Below are 17,998 nucleotides of genomic sequence, written 5' to 3'. Positions count from 1 at the left end.
CCCGTGTCCTTGCCGACAGCTGAAGGAAAAGAAGCATCACTTTCAGTTAAAACAGAAAAAACTGATTCGGAGCAATCGGTGCAGATGGAACAAACGACCAGTGATGATTTGATAGTTGAACAAGCTGATTCTAAGTCTGAGGGAACGAATATGCCAGAAACCTTGGAAGCCACTTTGGTCGAAAAAGACCAAATGACGGTGGCCTATGATACTGATTGGGCGAATGCAGCGCAGTCGGAAAACGTAGCCGATCAGGAAAAGATGATGGCACCCGTTGAAGAACCAGTCACGGAAGTTGAGCAGTCGTCTGAAGATATCACAATGACAGCTGAGCTGGAGGAAGCTAAAGTCGCAGAAAGCAAGGAAGCTTATCAAAGGGATTTGGACGCTTATTTTGCAGAAAAGCAACAATATCTTACTCAGGTGGATGAATATAATGCTGATTTCAAGAGTTATCAGGCTTTATTGGAGCAGTTTGATGCGATACTAGCGACCCTAAATAAGAAACGAACTGACTATCGCGATGAGCTGGCTGCTTTTGAGACGAGTGAAGCTGTCTATCAAGATCAGTATCGTGATTATCAAAAACTTGCGAAGATTTTTGCTGAGGGTAAGGTGGATCAATATGATGCACAAACTGAGCTCGAGATTAAAAAGGAATTGTTGGTTCAACAAGAGTCTCAAGTTCAAGGGCTTATGCAGAGTTATGTACAAAAGGATGCCGAGTATCATCAATTAAAAAATGGGAATGAAGAGCTCGCACAATCGCTTGAGCAAACACATGCGGCCTATCTACAACTTTCGGCTGTCTATGAAGCTCTCCATCAACGTTACTTGGCTGAAGAGCAAGCCTTTAATAGTGCCAAAATTGAATATTTAGATGCAGATCAACGGATCACCCGTTGGCATCGTTTAAACCAATCCTTGACGAAGACAAGGTCGTCAAAACAAAGCAAAGAGGCGGAACTTGAAAATATTGAGGAACTCGTGACTGCGCAACAACAGCAGGTCGATATTAATCAGGCCAGTTACGACTTTGTGGCACCGAATTTTAAAATGGTGGTTGCACAATATGAGGAGTTTTTAAAAAAATTCCAAGAGACCAAGGGCGAATATATCGGTTTAAGACATGCGTATGACGAAGCGGATATTCAATATAATGAAATCAAGAAAAGCTATGATGAGGCGAGCGAACTAAAGGATACCAAGCAACAACACTTACTTGAACTGCTTAGAACGGGCGTCGAGGATGTAGCGGTTCAAAAAGAAGCCGCACGCAAGAATTTATTACCAGTTGAGCAAGAATATCAACTTGATGATCAAATTTTCCAAGAAGTTACGCAAAGTTTCATTGCAATGAAAGCACTTTTTGACAATAAATATGCGACTTTTACTAGCAGTGATGAGCAACTCAAGAAGGTGCAGCTTGCTAAGGAAAAAGTAACAGCGGCAATTCAACATTTGAATGAGCGTTATGACCAATTACTTGCAACGCAATCCTTGGATGAGCAACAGGCCGAACAAGCTAAGGTTAATTTTGTACAACTAAAAGATGATTATCTAGCAATTAAGGCAGACTTTGATCCACTTAAAGGAGAACATTTCCAAGTTAAAAACCGCTACTTAGAGGCGGAGACGGTGTGGAAAGCTGCACAAGGCAATTTTGATGAAAAGACAAAGTTGGCTGATGCCACTAAGGTTGAGTTGGATCAGCTCAAAGGTTGGCTTGATGCGGCTGAACAGGAGAAAGGAAAGGTAGAGGAATCAATTGACGGCGTTGCACAAAAGATTACGACGACGACGGATTTGCTACAAAGCACTCAAATTAAGTCACAGAACCTATTCAACGAGATTCACGCTACTTATCAAGAAAATCAAAGTAAGTATCAGTCCTTGCAGGGTAAGTATGAAGGGATTGAGGCTTATTTTGATGAACATCGACCATTACATGAACAAACGGTAGAACTCCAACAACAACTGATTGAAAAATATGAGAAAGTTGCTGCAGCCTTTAGTCCATTAATGGAGCAATATAGTGCGTTGACTGGTTTTGACGCAGAATATGGCAATAAATTTAAGCTTGATCTGGAGCATTACCAAGCAGAGAAGACATACTACGATCGGGTAAATGTTTTTTATTTGGATGCTCAAGTTGCTTATAAAGAATTGACGGATTATCGTTTGAGTTTCAATCAAACGTTGGATGAGATGAAGAAATTTATCTATCCAAGTGGTCAGTTGAGTTTTCCAATTAACGAGGCCACAGGGGATAACTACGTCGATGAATTTAATATCCCCGAATTACTTGCAGTTGGCGATGAAGGTTTCAAATTGAAGAGTACCCCTAAAGTTTCGGATTGGTTGGCTGATTTTCAAACAATTAATGAGAATCTGAAAGGAAACGTGCAGGAGTTAGAGCAACGTCTGGCGAAATACGAAGAAAAGGCCAATGCATTCCTTAAAGCCGGTGGCGACCGAATTGCACAGCTGAATGAAGGTGTTGTACCACATCTCGGTACGGAGATTAAATTGTTCCATCTGGGATTAGAGGGCCAGGTTGAACAGTGGCAAACAGAGTACCGTAAACGCGAAACCCTGTTTGCCAACGTGGTTCAAAGTTATCAGACGACCATGCAAAATAATAACGCCCTCAAACGTAAGATTGCTTTGGAATTATCAGGAAAAGAAGGTTTGGGTACAATTATTGACTCAATTAATTCGTTAGCAAATTATAGTGACATCTACAATAGCAATTTCCGCAATATTTCACCTATCTCACAATACACCGGACTTTCAGTAACTGAGCTTAAAAAGCCTCAAACGCTTGGATGGCTTCAGGAAAAGATTCAAACAGCATATTTCGACCGGATCAATGCCTTAATTGATAGTCAAGTTGATCAAATCAGCCAAGACTTCGCTGGTGCTATTCATGATTACAACACTAGCATTGCGAAATTGAAGGATGAGCTTAAAGCGATGGGCGAGGTTACAAAGATTGGAGTTTCCGCCGTTAAAATGGAGGACTTCTCTTTTGATGGTGAAAAGGTAAAGGCACATTACCAAAAGGCGCTGGAAAAGAATGTTGAGTTACTGCGATCGGTTCTATCAGAGGATAGTTCGTTGATTGATGTTATCCGACGGGTGCAAAACTTTGAACGGATTGCGAATCCGCTCATTCTGGATGATTGGGATAATGTCTTGGCATTCTCGGATGTTGACCTTACTTTTGATGACAGTCAGTTGGATGTATCAATTTTTATTGGCGAATTTATGATGATTGAGGCTCCAGAAGCTCCCGAAAAAATTGATGTTTTAGGTGAATTACCTGAACAAATCGATCAACCCAGCTTGGTGCAAGCATACACTCCACAACTTCATCAACCAAAGGCTGTTGAAGAGAAACAGATTCAACCGATTGTCTAAGAAAAGGAAATTTTTATGTCAGCAATGAATTATTTTATCAATGAGAATGTTTTTACGTTTAATTCAGGAACAGAGTTTTCAGCTCTCAAACGGTTACGACTTTTTCGTGCACATCAACGTCCAGCTAAGATTGTAACTCGTAATTATAATGCGAATCTTTCAGCCGACTTGGAACGTTTAGATTTATCACATGCCGATGTTGTTAATATGTACGATTATTTCCAAGAGCTTACAGCAACTGATGAAAAAGATGTGAGTGCTCGGTTTGTGAACGCAATCGATAAGACGACTTATCATATCGAGGGGATTGATGCGAATGTCTCGGAGATTCGCCATGCCGGCAAAATGGTTGGTAAGGTTTTGATAGCACCTTCGACGGTTGGGTTAGTGGGATCAATCGAATATTATAACGACGCATTTTCTACTGTTGCTAAGGATGTTTGGGATCGACGTGGCTTTAAATCTAGTACGCAATACTTCCATTTAGGAGCAGAAGTCGGTACGCAGGTATTCTTCGATCGGGCCGGGAAACCTAAGATTGAAATAACGCATATGAATATCAAAGAGAAGCTTGCACCGACAATGTACAAGCTGCTTGATTACCAAGGTAAGGCATATCGTTTTAACTCGGAAGACGAGATGTTTACTTTCTTCTTAGATGAGTTGGCTAAACAAGATGAGGTTGTTCTAATCAATGATCGTCCTTCGTTGGTTACGGCAGTTGCAAACGTAACTGGTGCTAAAGGGAAATGGAATTATCTGCATAATATTCATTACAGATTGCAAAAGAGTCAAACATCTGCACATGCTTTGCCAGACTACCTAAAGCCAATGTTTGAAATTCATAAAGATGCTTTTGACGGGATTATCGTACCAACTGAGGCTCAGAAGCAGGATATTGAGCGGATTTATTCATTTAAACGTGTTTTGAGTTTGCCAGATACCTATGCAGATGAGGTCGTGTTGAACAAGGAAGAACGGGCACATAAGGTTATTGTTCTAGGCCGGATTTCTGGCGAAAAGAAGCCGATGGATGCTTTGGAGATTATTGCAAAGGTTAAGACGGTTTTGCCAGATGTGACGCTCGACTTTTATGGTTATTTCTCACCAACAGAGATTAAAGAAAAACTGGATCAGCGAATTAAAGATTTGCAATTAGAGGAGACAGTTACATTTAAAGAGTATCAGCCTGCAGAGGTCATCGCTGAGGCATTGGATGAGGCGAGTGCGCTTTTAGTTACTTCGGAGAGCGAAGCCTTTGGGATGCAAATGTTGGAGGCCCTCAATCATGGTGTGCCTGTGGTTGCCTATGACGTTAATTATGGTCCGCGTGAATTGATTGATCCCGAACGAACTGGGATGTTAGTTCCTTATGGTCAACTTGGTCCAGCAGCGCAAGTGCTTGCGAATGTCTTAGTTTCGAAGATGACTGAGGCGGCTTATCAAAAGGCGCAGTCATTTAACATGGTACATGCGTGGGAGCGATTTACTGCGGCTCAAGAGCAAGTGAAAAACCTGATCGTGGGAGAGGAAGTCTAATGTTATTTTTTATCAATTCAAGCTTTAATGAAAAGAACTCTGGAATTGAGCATGCTCAATTGAAACGTGCTCAACTTTTTAGAAAACATCAAGAACCATTTAAACTAGTCTTCCGTGAGTGGAATCCACATATTCATACTTTCTTGAAGGCCAATGGTGTCTCTGCTGATGAGACTTTGGTAATGTTTGATTATTTCCAAAAAACTGAGAAGGTCAGAACAAAGATTATTCACGTCCAAGACATCGACTTTGGTGTGACTGGCCTACGGTATGAGAAAGAGGCTGAGCAATCACGTTATTTGGTTTTTCGCGATAATGCCCTGATTGGTCGTGTGAGGTATTATCCTGACGATAAGGCCGAACGAGTTAGTTCGGTTGAGTTATTCGATGGATTTGGAAACCTGTACAGCGTTGAATTTTACGATTTTAGAGGTTTTTTGAGTCTCGTGCAATGGTATACGCCAGATAATAAAGTCGGGACTGAAGTTTGGCACGACATTAATGGCCGACCGGTGTTAGAGACTTTTAATCGCTATGATGCTCAAGGTGTGTACCGTAAAATGGGATGGCGTTTGACAGAAGATAGTGGTGCTGTTTATGTTTTTGCGACAATTGATGAGTTGACACTACATTTCTTTAATCGAATTAATGCCCAATATTGGGACGATCACAAGGCGAACATCTTCATTATGGATCGGACTCATGTTGGTGACTGGGCTTTGCAAAATCTGGAGCGACCTGCGTATACGGTATTACATCTGCATAATTCACATGCAGGTGATGCCCAAGATACGATGCACTCGATAATGAATAACTTTTATGAGTACGGTTTAACGAATGCGAATACCTATGATGCGATTATTTCGGCAACTAAAAAGCAGACGAAGGACGTTAAAGCGCGTTTTGAGCCAAAGGCAAAGCTCTTTACGATTCCGGTTGGAGTTGTGCCTGAGGCTTATCTGACAGAAGAACATGTCGCAATCAAGGATCGTAAACGTCACTCGGTATTGGTCACCGCACGTGTGGCCCATGATAAGCGAATTCATAATATTATTCGCTCGATTGGGATTGCTAGAGAAACGATTCCTGACATTACGTTAGATTACTATGGTTACGTTGATCATAGCCAAGATAACGCCGCACAAAAGGCAATTGATGAAGCGATTGCGGAATATGATTTAAAAGATGCGGTTACCCATCACGAGTATGCTGACGCTGAATTGGTAGCGAAGGTTCAGCGAGAGCATCAAGTTTATGGTTTGGCTTCTATGATGGAAGGTTTCAATTTGGCAATGATGGAGGCTTATAGTCATGGAATGGTTGGGCTAACTTATGATGTGAATTATGGACCGAATGAGCTGACGGTTGATGGTAAGAATGGCTATGTAGTGCCATTTGGTGACATTGAGGCGATGGCTGCGAAATTGGTCGAACTTTTTAGCAATGATAAGAAACTTCAGACAATGTCGAATGCGTCTTATACGCTTTCGGAACGCTTTTCCGAAGAGAGCGTCTGGAAGGCTTGGGAACATTTGCTGAATGATGCAAAGAAAAAGAAGCTAGTTTATCCGACACGAATTACCAAAGGTTTAGATTAGTAGTCGACGAAGCTGTTGGAGGACATTCAGCGCCTTGGTTTGCTGGTTGGAATTCACCCGTAGCTCATCATAAATGATGAAATATGGGTGTTTTTTTGTAGAGATAATCGAAGCGTCATATCTGTAAATCCAGTAAATAAGATTACCGCTGGTGCTTGAACCACAATTTTATTGGCATTTTTTTGCTAGTCGTTAGGCTGGTTAGGCTGGTAATCCGAAAGGTGCGGGATTGTTGTTAAGATTAGTAGGTTAAACTTTAGTCTTGATTGAACCTTGATATGAGTGAAAATGACTTGAAAAGATTTTCATAATAATTAGCAGTGTAACTTAGCGTTATTTTTGCTAAAATAAAATTATGAAATTAAAAAAAGGGCGGAAAATAAAATGATTGTTTTGTCGGGGACAATTGGCGCTGGAAAAACCAGCCTTACAGATTTACTAGCAGACCACTTTGGAAGTAACGCCTACTATGAATCTGTAGATGATAATCCCATTTTGCCGCTCTTCTATGAAGATCAAAAAAAGTATGGCTTTTTGTTGCAAAATTATTTTTTGAATAAGCGTATGGATAACATTCGTGACGCGCAGGGGAGTCAATTAAATGTGATTGATCGCTCGATTTATGAAGATCTCCTACTTTTCCAAACGGTGGCAGCACAAGGTAGAGCAACCGATGTTGAGGTTGATATCTATCGTGATTTGCTGGACAACATGATGGAGCAAGTTGATTTCTCAGATCAAGCGGTAGTTAAGACACCAGATTTATTGGTTTTCATCCATGTTAGCTTTGACACAATGTTGGCACGGATTCAAAAGCGCGGTCGTGATTTCGAGCAAATCGAGCACGACGCCGGCTTGTATGACTACTATAAGATGTTAAATGAACACTATAGCCAATGGTTTGAGGCTTATGATCGTTCACCAAAGTTGATGATTGATGGTGATGAATTTGACTTTGTGGAAGATGTTAATGCTGCGGACAGCGTATTAGCGTTGATCGACCAAAAGGTTGCAGACCTGGGCTTGAAATAGAGCGTAGATTTTGGAGAGTGCAATATGATTGATATGAAATTAATCCGAACTGAGACTGAATCAGTGAAGGAACGTCTAGCAGGACGTGGTGTGGCAGCAGAGAAGATTGATGCGATTGTTGACCTTGATGTTAAGCGACGCGAACAGTTGGTTACAGTTGAAGAATTGAAGGCTAAAAGAAACCAAGTTTCTGATGAAATTGGACTTAAAAAGCGTGCAAAAGAAGATGCAACGGACGTGATTGCACAAATGCAGGCTGTTTCAGCAGAGATTAAAAAGTTGGATGAGGCGGTTGCCAAGATTGATACTGATCTGTTGGACTTACAATTGCATTTGCCCAATCTTCCAAATCCCTCAATTCCAGTTGGACCGGATGAGGCTTCAAACCATGAGGAACGTACATGGGGTGACGTACCTGCCTTTGCCTTTCAACCTAAAGCTCATTATGAAATTGGTGAAGCATTAGGGATTTTGGATTGGGAACGCGGTGCAAAGGTTGCTGGTGCTCGTTTTGTTTATTATGTTGGTCAAGGTGCTCGCCTAGAACGGGCCGTTTATAACTTTATGCTCGATGAGCATCAAAAAGAAGGTTATAAGGAAATGATCACACCATATATGGTTAAGGACGCGGCAATGTTTGGGACTGGCCAATATCCAAAGTTCATGGACGATGCTTATCGTGTTGGAACTGATGAAGCGATGACTTTAATTCCAACAGCAGAGGTACCATTGACTAATTACTTCCGTGAAGAAGTGATTGATGCTGATAAGTTGCCTTATTCGGTTACGGCGATTTCACCTTCGTTCCGTCAAGAAGCCGGATCAGCAGGACGTGACACACGTGGATTGATTCGGATGCACCAATTTAATAAGGTTGAAATGGTTAAGTTTACTAAGCCAGAGCAATCTTATGCAGCGTTGGAAGAGATGACGGCGAATGCTGAGAATATTTTGCAAAAATTGAATTTGCCATATCATGTGATTACATTGTCGACAGGAGATATGGGCTTCTCCGCAGCAAAGACGTATGATCTTGAAGTTTGGATGCCAGAGCAAAATATCTATCGCGAGATTTCATCAGTTTCAAATACTGAAAGTTTCCAAGCGCGCCGCGCACGGATTCAATATCGTGATGATGCAGGTAAGCTTCAATTTATCCATACATTGAATGGCTCAGGTCTGGCTGTTGGTCGGACGGTTGCTGCAATTTTGGAAAATTATCAAAATGAAGATGGAACCGTTACGATTCCAGAAGTGCTACGATCATATTTTGGAGCAGACAAGATTGTTCCGGAAGATACAATATAGTTTTATGAGAAAGTCATCAGTTTAAGCTGATGACTTTTTATTTTGGACCATGTGACGAGGAAATGATTTTTCAAATTGATTAATTAATAACCAATACGATATTCATTTTTTTATAAGGTTAAGGTATGCGCAAAAATAGCTATTCACTAGATAGTGTTATTGCCAGAACGGCGGGTTGCCTGCTAGAATTGATTTTATGAAGTTGCTCGCGGGTGACAAACATGGGGGAATTTGAATATGTCGTTACATCTATTTTGGGGATTCTTGATTGTATTAGTGGTTGTTAATACAATTGGGGCAGTTGTTACGGTTTTTCGTGACAAGACGCGTGAGATTGCAACGGTTTGGGCGTGGTTATTAGTATTAATTCTATTTCCGGTAATCGGTTTCGCGGTCTATTTCTTTTTTGGACGAAAGCTGACAAACCGACGCATCTTTGATTTGAAGACTCAAGAGGCCTTTGGAATTGAACAGATTGTTAGTAATCAGGCACGCCAAGCTGAAGAATATGAAAATGGCAATGAGCTGACCGATGACATTGCACCATTCGTAAAACTCTTCTTGAATAATGATGAGGCAATTGTGACTTTGCATAATGAAGTCGAGATATTTACCGATGGGCATGAAAAATTTGCGCGTTTATTTGATGATATTCGAGCTGCCAAACATCATATTAATATTGAATATTACACAATTTATGATGACAAATTGGGGAATGAATTAGTTGATTTATTGACAATTAAGGCACGAGAAGGTGTCCAAGTACGAGTGGTTTACGATTTGAGTGGATCAGGTGGTCGAAATAATAAGCTCTATCGTCGTTTGCGACACGCTGGTGGGCAGGTAGAGGCCTTTTTGATTCCAAGATGGCAATTAATTTCGTTGAATGTGAACAATCATGATCATCGTAAGTTAGTTATTATCGACGGAAACATTGGCTATATTGGCGGCTTTAACATTGGCGATCAATATTTGGGTAACAGCAAGAAATTTGGTTACTGGCGTGATACGCACCTACGAGTTGAAGGGGATGCCGTTTTGGCAATGCAAAGTCGTTTCTTTATGGATTGGAATGCGACAATTCGCCACGAGAAGCTTAATTTCAGTAGTGAGTTCTTTCCAAGTGCAACTAAAAACGGTGCTAGTGCAATGCAGATTGTTTCATCAGGTCCTGATACGGAAGATAATCAGATCTTTGAGGGTTATCTTCGTATGATTAGTATGGCGCGTGAGCGAATTGTTATTCAATCGCCTTACTTTATTCCAAATCAATCAATTATTGATGCGCTGAGAGTGGCAGTGCGCTCTGGTATCAAGGTTCAGATAATGATTCCGGATATGCCAGATCACGCCTTTGTCTATCGAGCAACCCAGCATTTTGCCCGCGAGATGGTCGAAGTGGGAGCCGAAGTCTACACATATGATAATGGCTTCATTCATGCGAAGACGATGGTAATAGATGGTAAGATTGCGGCCGTTGGAACGGCTAATATGGATTTCCGATCATTCACATTGAATTTTGAGGTTAGTTCCTTTATGTATGACCTAAAGATTGCGGAACAACTCGAAGCGATTTTTGCGCAGGATCTGGAAGTGTCGACCTTGTTAACAAAAGAGTACTTTGATAACCAATCAAGCTGGATGAAAATTAAACAGAATTTCTCGCGGTTGTTGGCTCCAATTATGTAGGTTGGGCGAATTATTTAGGAAATTTAGCTTTAATCATGTAGTCACGAAAGATTTTCTATTAAAAGTGTTGACAGTGTGGGCTGTACTTGATATTATAAAAAAGTTGTTTCAGACGGAAACGTTTAGAAATAGATGCAGATGTGGCGGAACTGGCAGACGCGCTGGATTTAGGTTCCAGTGCCTTCGGGCGTGCAGGTTCGATTCCTGTCATCTGCATGATGCCGTTTTAGCTCAGTTGGCAGAGCACTTCACTAGTAATGAAGGGGTCGCTGGTTCGAATCCAGTAAACGGCATTGGTTGATAAGGTTTTATAATCTTAACAATCAGAATTAAATATGCACCTATAGCGCAATTGGATAGAGTGTCTGACTACGAATCAGAAGGTTGCAGGTTCGAGTCCTGCTAGGTGCATCTTATAGAAATGCTATTAAGCTTAATGCTTAATGGCATTTTTTGTCCTATTTTTTAGAAAACTTGAAATAAAAGTTATTCGGGCAAAATGTTGGCAAGTTTGGACAATATCTATATAATTAAGTCAACATTGGTCAAAGGGGGTACTCTGATGGCAGAAAAGAACATGTCCGATGACATTGAGGCGTATTTGAAGCAAATCTTAGCTTCGAACCAGCAAATTGAAATTCGTCGGACGGAGATTGCGGAGCGCTTTAATGTGGTACCTTCGCAGATAAATTATGTAATTAAGACCCGTTTCACGATTCAAAAGGGTTATTTAGTTGAATCAAAGCGTGGCGGTGGCGGGTATATCCGGATTGGACGCTTTAGCGTTCGGCAGGATGTACTTGTGCTGGAGCAAATGTTAAATTGCTTCGATGTCACGCTGACCGAGCGGATGGCCAATGATATTTTAGAAACCCTATATCGAGAAAAGTTGCTATCACAGCGTGAAGCAGTGCTATTGTCAGCGATGGTTGCACGTGAATCACTAATGCTGGGGAATTTGACGATTGAAAACCAATTGCGCAGTCAGATTATGCGGCAACTTTTACATCGACTCCGCCTAGAGCATGAAGGAGAATAATATGGATAACCAATACACCCCAAGTGGAAAAAATGTTTTGATGTTAGCACAGGAGCAAGCGAAGTATTTCCAACATCAAGCGGTTGGCACGGAGCATTTGCTAAGTGCATTGATGATGGAGAATGACGGAATTGCAAGTAAGACATTGGCAGAGTTTAATTTGACTGCCGAAGCAATTCGAGATGAGATTATTCGCTTTACCGGTTTTGGAACCTTATCGCGAAGCGAACGTTCAGCTTATCTGCCATATTCACCAAAGGCCGCCGAAGTGTTGAATAATGCCAGTGAGGAAGCACGCCGGATGCAAGTATCATCTGTAGGAACTGAGCATATCTTGATGGCATTGTTGAATGATGAAAATATTCTTGCGGGTCGAATCTTGAATGCCTTGGATGTAAATCCACGTGATGTCCGTGTGCGCATTATGCGCAAATTGGGAATCAGTGAGCAACAGCGACGTAAAGAAGATCGTCGTAGTAAGAAGCAGGATAATGTTGAAGGAACACCAACCTTGGATAGTTTGGCTCGCGACTTAACGCAACAGGCTCGTGAGCAAAGAATGGATCCAGTGATTGGACGCTCAGCGGAAGTGAAGCGGGTTATTCAGATTTTGTCACGACGGACAAAGAATAATCCAGTTTTGATTGGTGAGCCAGGTGTTGGTAAAACTGCAATTGCTGAAGGCTTGGCGCAAAAGATTGTTGCTGGTGATGTTCCAGCAGACTTAACCCAAAAGCGACTAATGATGTTGGACATGGGTTCATTGGTGGCTGGGACTAAGTATCGTGGTGAATTTGAAGATCGTTTGAAAAAGGTGATCGATGAAATTTATAATGATGGAAATGTAATTTTGTTCATCGATGAATTGCATACCTTGATTGGTGCTGGTGGTGCGGAAGGTGCAATTGATGCATCGAATATTCTAAAGCCAGCCTTGGCACGTGGTGAATTGCAAACAATCGGTGCAACAACCTTGGACGAGTATCAAAAGTATATCGAAACTGATGCAGCTTTAGAGCGTCGTTTTGCCCAAGTGCAAGTTGATGAACCGAACGAGGCCGATGCAATTGAAATTCTAAAGGGTCTAAAAGGGCGCTATGAACAACATCACCATGTTGCGATTACAGACGAGGCAGTTGTTGAAGCAGTTAAATTATCAGTGCGCTATATCACAGATCGTTTCTTGCCAGATAAGGCAATTGATATCATGGATGAGACTGCTGCACGAATCCGTATTGATAAGTCTGGTAAGCCGACGCCAATTGGAAAGTTAGAAGAAAAATTGGCTAGTTTGCGTGCTGAAAAGGATGCTGCGATTGAGCAACTTGATTTTGAGCTGGCGGCGCAATTACGCAAGAAGGAATTGAGTCAAAAGAAGAAGCTTGATAAGTATCTAGCAGATCAAGCGGAACAAGCCGATAGTACGATGACTTACGAACTATCAGTTACGCCACAAGATATTGATGAAGTGGTGGCAGAACAGACAGGAATCCCGCTAACGCAACTTGAAAAGAATGAACAAGAACGTTTGTTGAAGCTAGAAGATACTTTGCACAAGCGAGTTGTTGGTCAAGAAGAAGCAATCTCGGCAATTGCGCGCTCAATTCGACGAGCACGGTCAGGATTGAAAGACCCTAAGCGACCAATTGGAACGTTTATGTTCCTTGGACCAACTGGAGTTGGAAAGACGGAGTTAGCAAAGGCACTGGCGGAATCAGTCTTTGGTTCTGAAGAGAACATGATTCGAGTTGATATGTCAGAGTTTATGGAATCATATTCGACAAGTCGTTTAATTGGATCAGCGCCGGGCTACGTTGGTTACGATGAAGGTGGTCAATTAACAGAAAAGGTCCGCCGTAATCCGTACTCAGTAATTTTGCTGGATGAAGCTGAAAAAGCTCATCCAGATGTATTCAATTTACTGTTACAAGTTTTCGATGATGGTTATCTAACAGATGCTAAAGGACGCAAGATTGATTTTCGGAATACGATTATCATTATGACTTCTAACTTGGGTGCAACGCGCTTACGCGATGAAAAGTCTGTTGGATTCGGTGCAAGTAATAATGCTGATAATTATGATGCAATGAACTCGGTTGTTCGCAAAACATTGAAGGATACTTTCCGCCCTGAGTTCATTAACCGAATTGATGAGATTGTGGTCTTCCGTAGTTTGACAAAGCCGGAATTGCATCAAATTGTAAAGTTGATGGCGAAGGCAGTTTTGAGCCGGATTGGTGATCAAGGCTTTACTGTAAAGATCACGGCAGCAGCAATTGATGTCGTGGCAGAGGCTGGTTTCGATCCAGAATACGGAGCACGACCAATTCGACGTGCTTTGCAGACTAAGATTGAAGATCGCTTGAGTGAGGAATTACTTGAAGGTAAGATTACGACTAACGATGTCGTGACCATTGGAGCCAAGGGTGGCGAGATTACAGTTTCGGTAAAACCAAAAGTTACTAAGGCGGCTAGCGGCGTCGGAGTAGATTAATAGATGATCCGTGATATTAAAGTGAAAAACACTTGCTTATCACGGGTTTTTATAATATACTGGAAATTAGTTTAATTGTGTATAAGACAACGGCAGACAGGAAATATTGTCCCTGAAAGCCTGCATAGAAGGACGACGGGATTTTCTTCAAGGAAGTGCTGTTGTCTTTTTTGCACGTAAAAACCGGTAATTATAGTGCTTTGTAACGTAATTGTTAGAGAATTGTAATATATCGGGATGCACAGTTTGCGCCAAATCAAAGTGAGGTGGAAAACTTGGTAGGTACGCTAGTTAAATACGGTAAGCACCGTACTCGTCGCAGTTATGCACGCATCAAGGAAGTCCTTGATTTGCCTAATTTGATTGAGATCCAAACGGACTCATACAATGGCTTTTTGGATGAAGGATTGCGTGAGGTGTTCATGGACATCTTGCCAATTGAAGATTTCCAGGGGAAGTTATCTTTAGAATTTGTTGACTATAAGTTGCAAGAGCCTAAGTACAGTGTTGAAGAAGCGCGGAATCACGATGCTAACTTCTCAGCACCATTGCACGTTACTTTGCGCTTGACGAACCAGGAAACTGGTGAAATCAAGTCTCAAGATGTCTTTTTTGGCGATTTCCCATTAATGACACCATCAGGAACCTTCATTATTAATGGAGCGGAACGAGTAATTGTTTCACAACTTGTTCGTTCACCAGGGGTTTACTACAGTGAAGAACTAGATAAGAATGGTCGCCCTTCATATGGAACAACTTTTATTCCTAATCGGGGAGCTTGGCTAGAATTCGAAACGGATGCTAAAGGCCTAAGCTACGTACGAATTGATCGTACGCGTAAGCTTCCTGTAACGGAACTTGTTCGTGCCTTGGGTTACGAATCTGATTCAGAAGTATTGCAAATCTTGGGTGAGAACTATGACTCATTGATGCTAACTTTGGAAAAGGATGTTCATAAGGATCCAACTGATTCACGAACAGAAGAAGCCTTGAAGGATATTTATGAGCGTCTGCGTCCAGGAGAACCTAAGACGGCGGATTCATCACGTGCCTTGTTGACGGCACGTTTCTTCGATCCAAAGCGTTACGATTTGGCACCAGTTGGTCGTTATAAGATCAACAAGAAGTTGTCGTTGAAGACGCGTTTGCTTGGTTTGACTTTGGGCGAGACATTGGCTGATCCTGAGACTGGTGAAGTCATTGCTGCTAAGGGAACTGTGATTGATAAGAAGGTCATGGGCGATTTGGCACCATACTTGGATCGCGAAGACTTCAAGACGATGACATATACACCAAACGACCAAGCAGTTGTAACAGAGCCAATGGTGCTTCAAACAATCTTGGTTGAAAGCCCCGAAGATCCTGAGAAGACTTTGCCAGTAATTGGTAATGGTCATATTCCAGCAACAACTCGGACGGTTAAGCCGGCTGATATTATTGCAGGTTTGAATTATTTCTTGAATCTACAATTGGGACTTGGTTCAACAGATGATATCGATCATTTGGGTAACCGTCGTATTCGTCGTGTTGGTGAATTACTACAAAATACTTTCCGAATCGGTTTGAGCCGGATGGAACGTGTTGTTCGCGAACGGATGTCAATTCAGGATGCTGAAACTGTGACACCACAACAATTGATTAACATTCGTCCAATCGTGGCGGCTGTTAAAGAATTCTTTGGTTCATCACAACTTTCACAGTTCATGGATCAAACCAACCCATTGGGTGAGTTGACTAATAAGCGTCGTCTTTCAGCCCTTGGACCTGGTGGTTTGACTCGTGACCGTGCCGGATATGAAGTCCGAGACGTTCACTATACACACTATGGTCGTATGGATCCAATCGAAACACCTGAAGGACCTAATATTGGATTGATTAATTCATTGGCCACATATGGTCGCGTTAACAAGTATGGTTTCATTGAGACACCATACCGACGTGTTGATTGGGATACTCATAAGGTTACTGATAAGATCGATTACTTAACTGCCGATGAAGAAGATAACTACATCGTGGCGCAAGGTAATTCTGTGTTAAATGAAGACGGATCGTTTGCTACTGAGACTGTTTTGGCTCGTAAGGGTGATGACAACATCGAAGTAACAATTGATCAAGTTGATTACATGGATGTTTCACCTAAGCAAATGGTTGCCGTTGCCACGGCTGCAATTCCTTTCTTGGAAAACGATGATTCTAATCGTGCCTTGATGGGAGCCAACATGCAACGTCAAGCGGTTCCTTTGATTGATCCACACGCACCATTGATTGGTACGGGAATTGAATATAAGGCTGCCCATGATGCTGGTGTGGCAATTATCGCTGCCTATCCTGGTACAGTTGAATATGTTGATGGCCGTCAAATTCGCGTTCGTCGTGAGGATGGTTCACTAGATAAGTACAATCTAATGAAGTTCCGTCGTTCAAATGCTGGTAAGAATTATAACCAACGTCCAATCGTCAGTGTTGGGGATCAAGTTGATGCTGATGAAGTTTTGGCTGATGGTCCTTCAATGGAACAAGGTGAATTGGCCTTGGGTCAAAACCCATTGGTTGCCTTCATGACTTGGCAAGGATATAACTTCGAAGATGCCATTATCATTAATGAACGTTTGATCCGCGAAGATGTTTATACTTCAATTCATATTGAGGAATACGAAACTGAGGCGCGTGATACAAAACTTGGCCCTGAAGAGTTTACTCGTGAGATTCCAAATACTGGTGAAGATCAGTTGAAGAACTTGGATGAACGTGGAATTATCCGCATTGGTGCTGAAGTTGATGATGGTGACATCTTAGTTGGTAAAGTTACGCCTAAGGGTGTGACTGAGCTTTCAGCTGAAGAGCGTTTGCTACATGCCATCTTTGGTGAGAAGGCCCGTGAAGTTCGTGATACTTCACTTCGTGTACCACACGGTGGTGGCGGAGTTGTTCAAGACGTACGGATCTTTACTCGTGAGAACGGGGATGAATTGTCACCAGGTGTGAACATGATGGTTCGTGTCTATATCGCTCAACGTCGTAAGATTCAAGTTGGTGATAAGATGGCCGGTCGTCATGGTAACAAGGGTACGGTTTCAGTGATTGTACCTTCAGAAGACATGCCATTTATGCCTGATGGAACGCCAATTGACATTATGTTGTCACCAATGGGTGTGCCTTCTCGTATGAATATCGGTCAAGTGCTTGAATTGCATTTGGGAATGGCTGCTCGTGAGCTTGGTATTCACATCGCTTCACCTGTCTTTGATGGGGCGCGTGATACTGATATCTGGGAAGCAATTAACGAAGCCGGATTGCCAGCTGATGGTAAGTCTGTTTTGTATGATGGTCGAACTGGTGAAGCCTTTGACAAGCGTGTTGCGGTTGGAATCATGCACTATATGAAGCTAGCCCACATGGTTGATGACAAGATTCACGCCCGTTCAATCGGACCTTACTCATTGGTTACACAACAACCTTTGGGTGGTAAAGCTCAGTTCGGTGGACAACGTTTCGGTGAAATGGAAGTTTGGGCCCTTGAAGCTTATGGAGCTGCACATACCTTGCAAGAAATTTTGACTTATAAGTCAGATGATGTTGTCGGACGTGTAAAGACCTACGAGGCTATCGTTAAGGGTGAACAAATTCCAAAGCCAGGAGTGCCAGAATCATTCCGTGTTTTGGTCAAGGAACTACAAGCGCTAGGATTAGATATGAAGGTTCTTGATGTTGAAGAACGCGAAATCGAGTTACGTGATATGGATGAGGATGATTCAGTTGAAAATATTGAAAATGCTCAAGCCGGTGCGGAACGCCTAGCAGAATCATTTAACAATTCAGATGAGACGCCAAAGCCTTCAACTGAACCAGTTATTAAGATTGAAGATTAATAAAAAG

General features: G+C 42.0%; 9 protein-coding genes and 3 tRNA genes. All 12 read left to right on the top strand.

The window, feature by feature from the left end; all coding sequences use genetic code 11:
* Positions 1-9 precede the first annotated feature (9 nt).
* Positions 10-3,423 carry a coiled-coil domain-containing protein gene (locus ESZ50_RS06675; RefSeq protein WP_148622793.1) on the top strand — a complete coding sequence of 1,138 codons (3,414 nt, stop codon included), beginning with the start codon at positions 10-12 and terminating at the stop codon, positions 3,421-3,423.
* A gap of 24 nt (positions 3,424-3,447) precedes the next feature.
* Positions 3,448-4,962: an accessory Sec system glycosyltransferase Asp1 gene (asp1, locus tag ESZ50_RS06670; protein ID WP_148622990.1), complete on the top strand. Its 1,515-nt coding sequence runs from the start codon at positions 3,448-3,450 to the stop codon at positions 4,960-4,962.
* Positions 4,962-6,560, top strand: coding sequence for a glycosyltransferase (locus tag ESZ50_RS06665; RefSeq protein WP_148622792.1), 1,599 nt, complete (start codon positions 4,962-4,964; stop codon positions 6,558-6,560). The genes asp1 and ESZ50_RS06665 overlap by 1 nt, the downstream gene beginning before the upstream one ends.
* A 384-nt stretch (positions 6,561-6,944) precedes the next feature.
* Positions 6,945-7,592: a deoxynucleoside kinase gene (locus ESZ50_RS06660; protein WP_148622791.1), complete on the top strand. Its 648-nt coding sequence runs from the start codon at positions 6,945-6,947 to the stop codon at positions 7,590-7,592.
* A 24-nt stretch (positions 7,593-7,616) separates the two neighbouring features.
* Positions 7,617-8,900, top strand: a complete 1,284-nt coding sequence (gene serS, locus ESZ50_RS06655) for a serine--tRNA ligase (protein WP_148622790.1) — start codon at positions 7,617-7,619, stop codon at positions 8,898-8,900.
* Positions 8,901-9,137: 237 nt separating this feature from the next.
* A complete protein-coding gene (gene cls / locus ESZ50_RS06650) occupies positions 9,138-10,589 on the top strand; it encodes a cardiolipin synthase (RefSeq protein ID WP_148622789.1) in 1,452 nt (483 codons plus the stop codon).
* A 134-nt stretch (positions 10,590-10,723) separates the two neighbouring features.
* Positions 10,724-10,805: transfer RNA gene (locus ESZ50_RS06645), tRNA-Leu, on the top strand.
* Positions 10,806-10,809: 4 nt separating this feature from the next.
* Positions 10,810-10,882 (top strand) — tRNA-Thr (locus ESZ50_RS06640).
* 44 nt (positions 10,883-10,926) lie between these two features.
* A tRNA-Arg gene (locus ESZ50_RS06635) sits at positions 10,927-11,000 on the top strand.
* A gap of 151 nt (positions 11,001-11,151) precedes the next feature.
* A complete protein-coding gene (locus tag ESZ50_RS06630; protein ID WP_148622788.1) occupies positions 11,152-11,628 on the top strand; it encodes a CtsR family transcriptional regulator in 477 nt (158 codons plus the stop codon).
* 1 nt (position 11,629) lies between these two features.
* Positions 11,630-14,122: an ATP-dependent Clp protease ATP-binding subunit gene (locus ESZ50_RS06625; RefSeq protein WP_148622787.1), complete on the top strand. Its 2,493-nt coding sequence runs from the start codon at positions 11,630-11,632 to the stop codon at positions 14,120-14,122.
* 275 nt (positions 14,123-14,397) lie between these two features.
* Positions 14,398-17,991, top strand: a complete 3,594-nt coding sequence (rpoB, locus tag ESZ50_RS06620) for a DNA-directed RNA polymerase subunit beta (RefSeq protein ID WP_148622786.1) — start codon at positions 14,398-14,400, stop codon at positions 17,989-17,991.
* Positions 17,992-17,998 lie beyond the last annotated feature (7 nt).

It is taken from the genome of Weissella muntiaci (assembly GCF_008107635.1).
GTDB classification, from domain to species: domain Bacteria; phylum Bacillota; class Bacilli; order Lactobacillales; family Lactobacillaceae; genus Weissella; species Weissella muntiaci.
The sequence above is the reverse complement of the archived record's forward strand: the minus strand, read 5'-3'. Positions and strand labels throughout refer to the sequence as shown.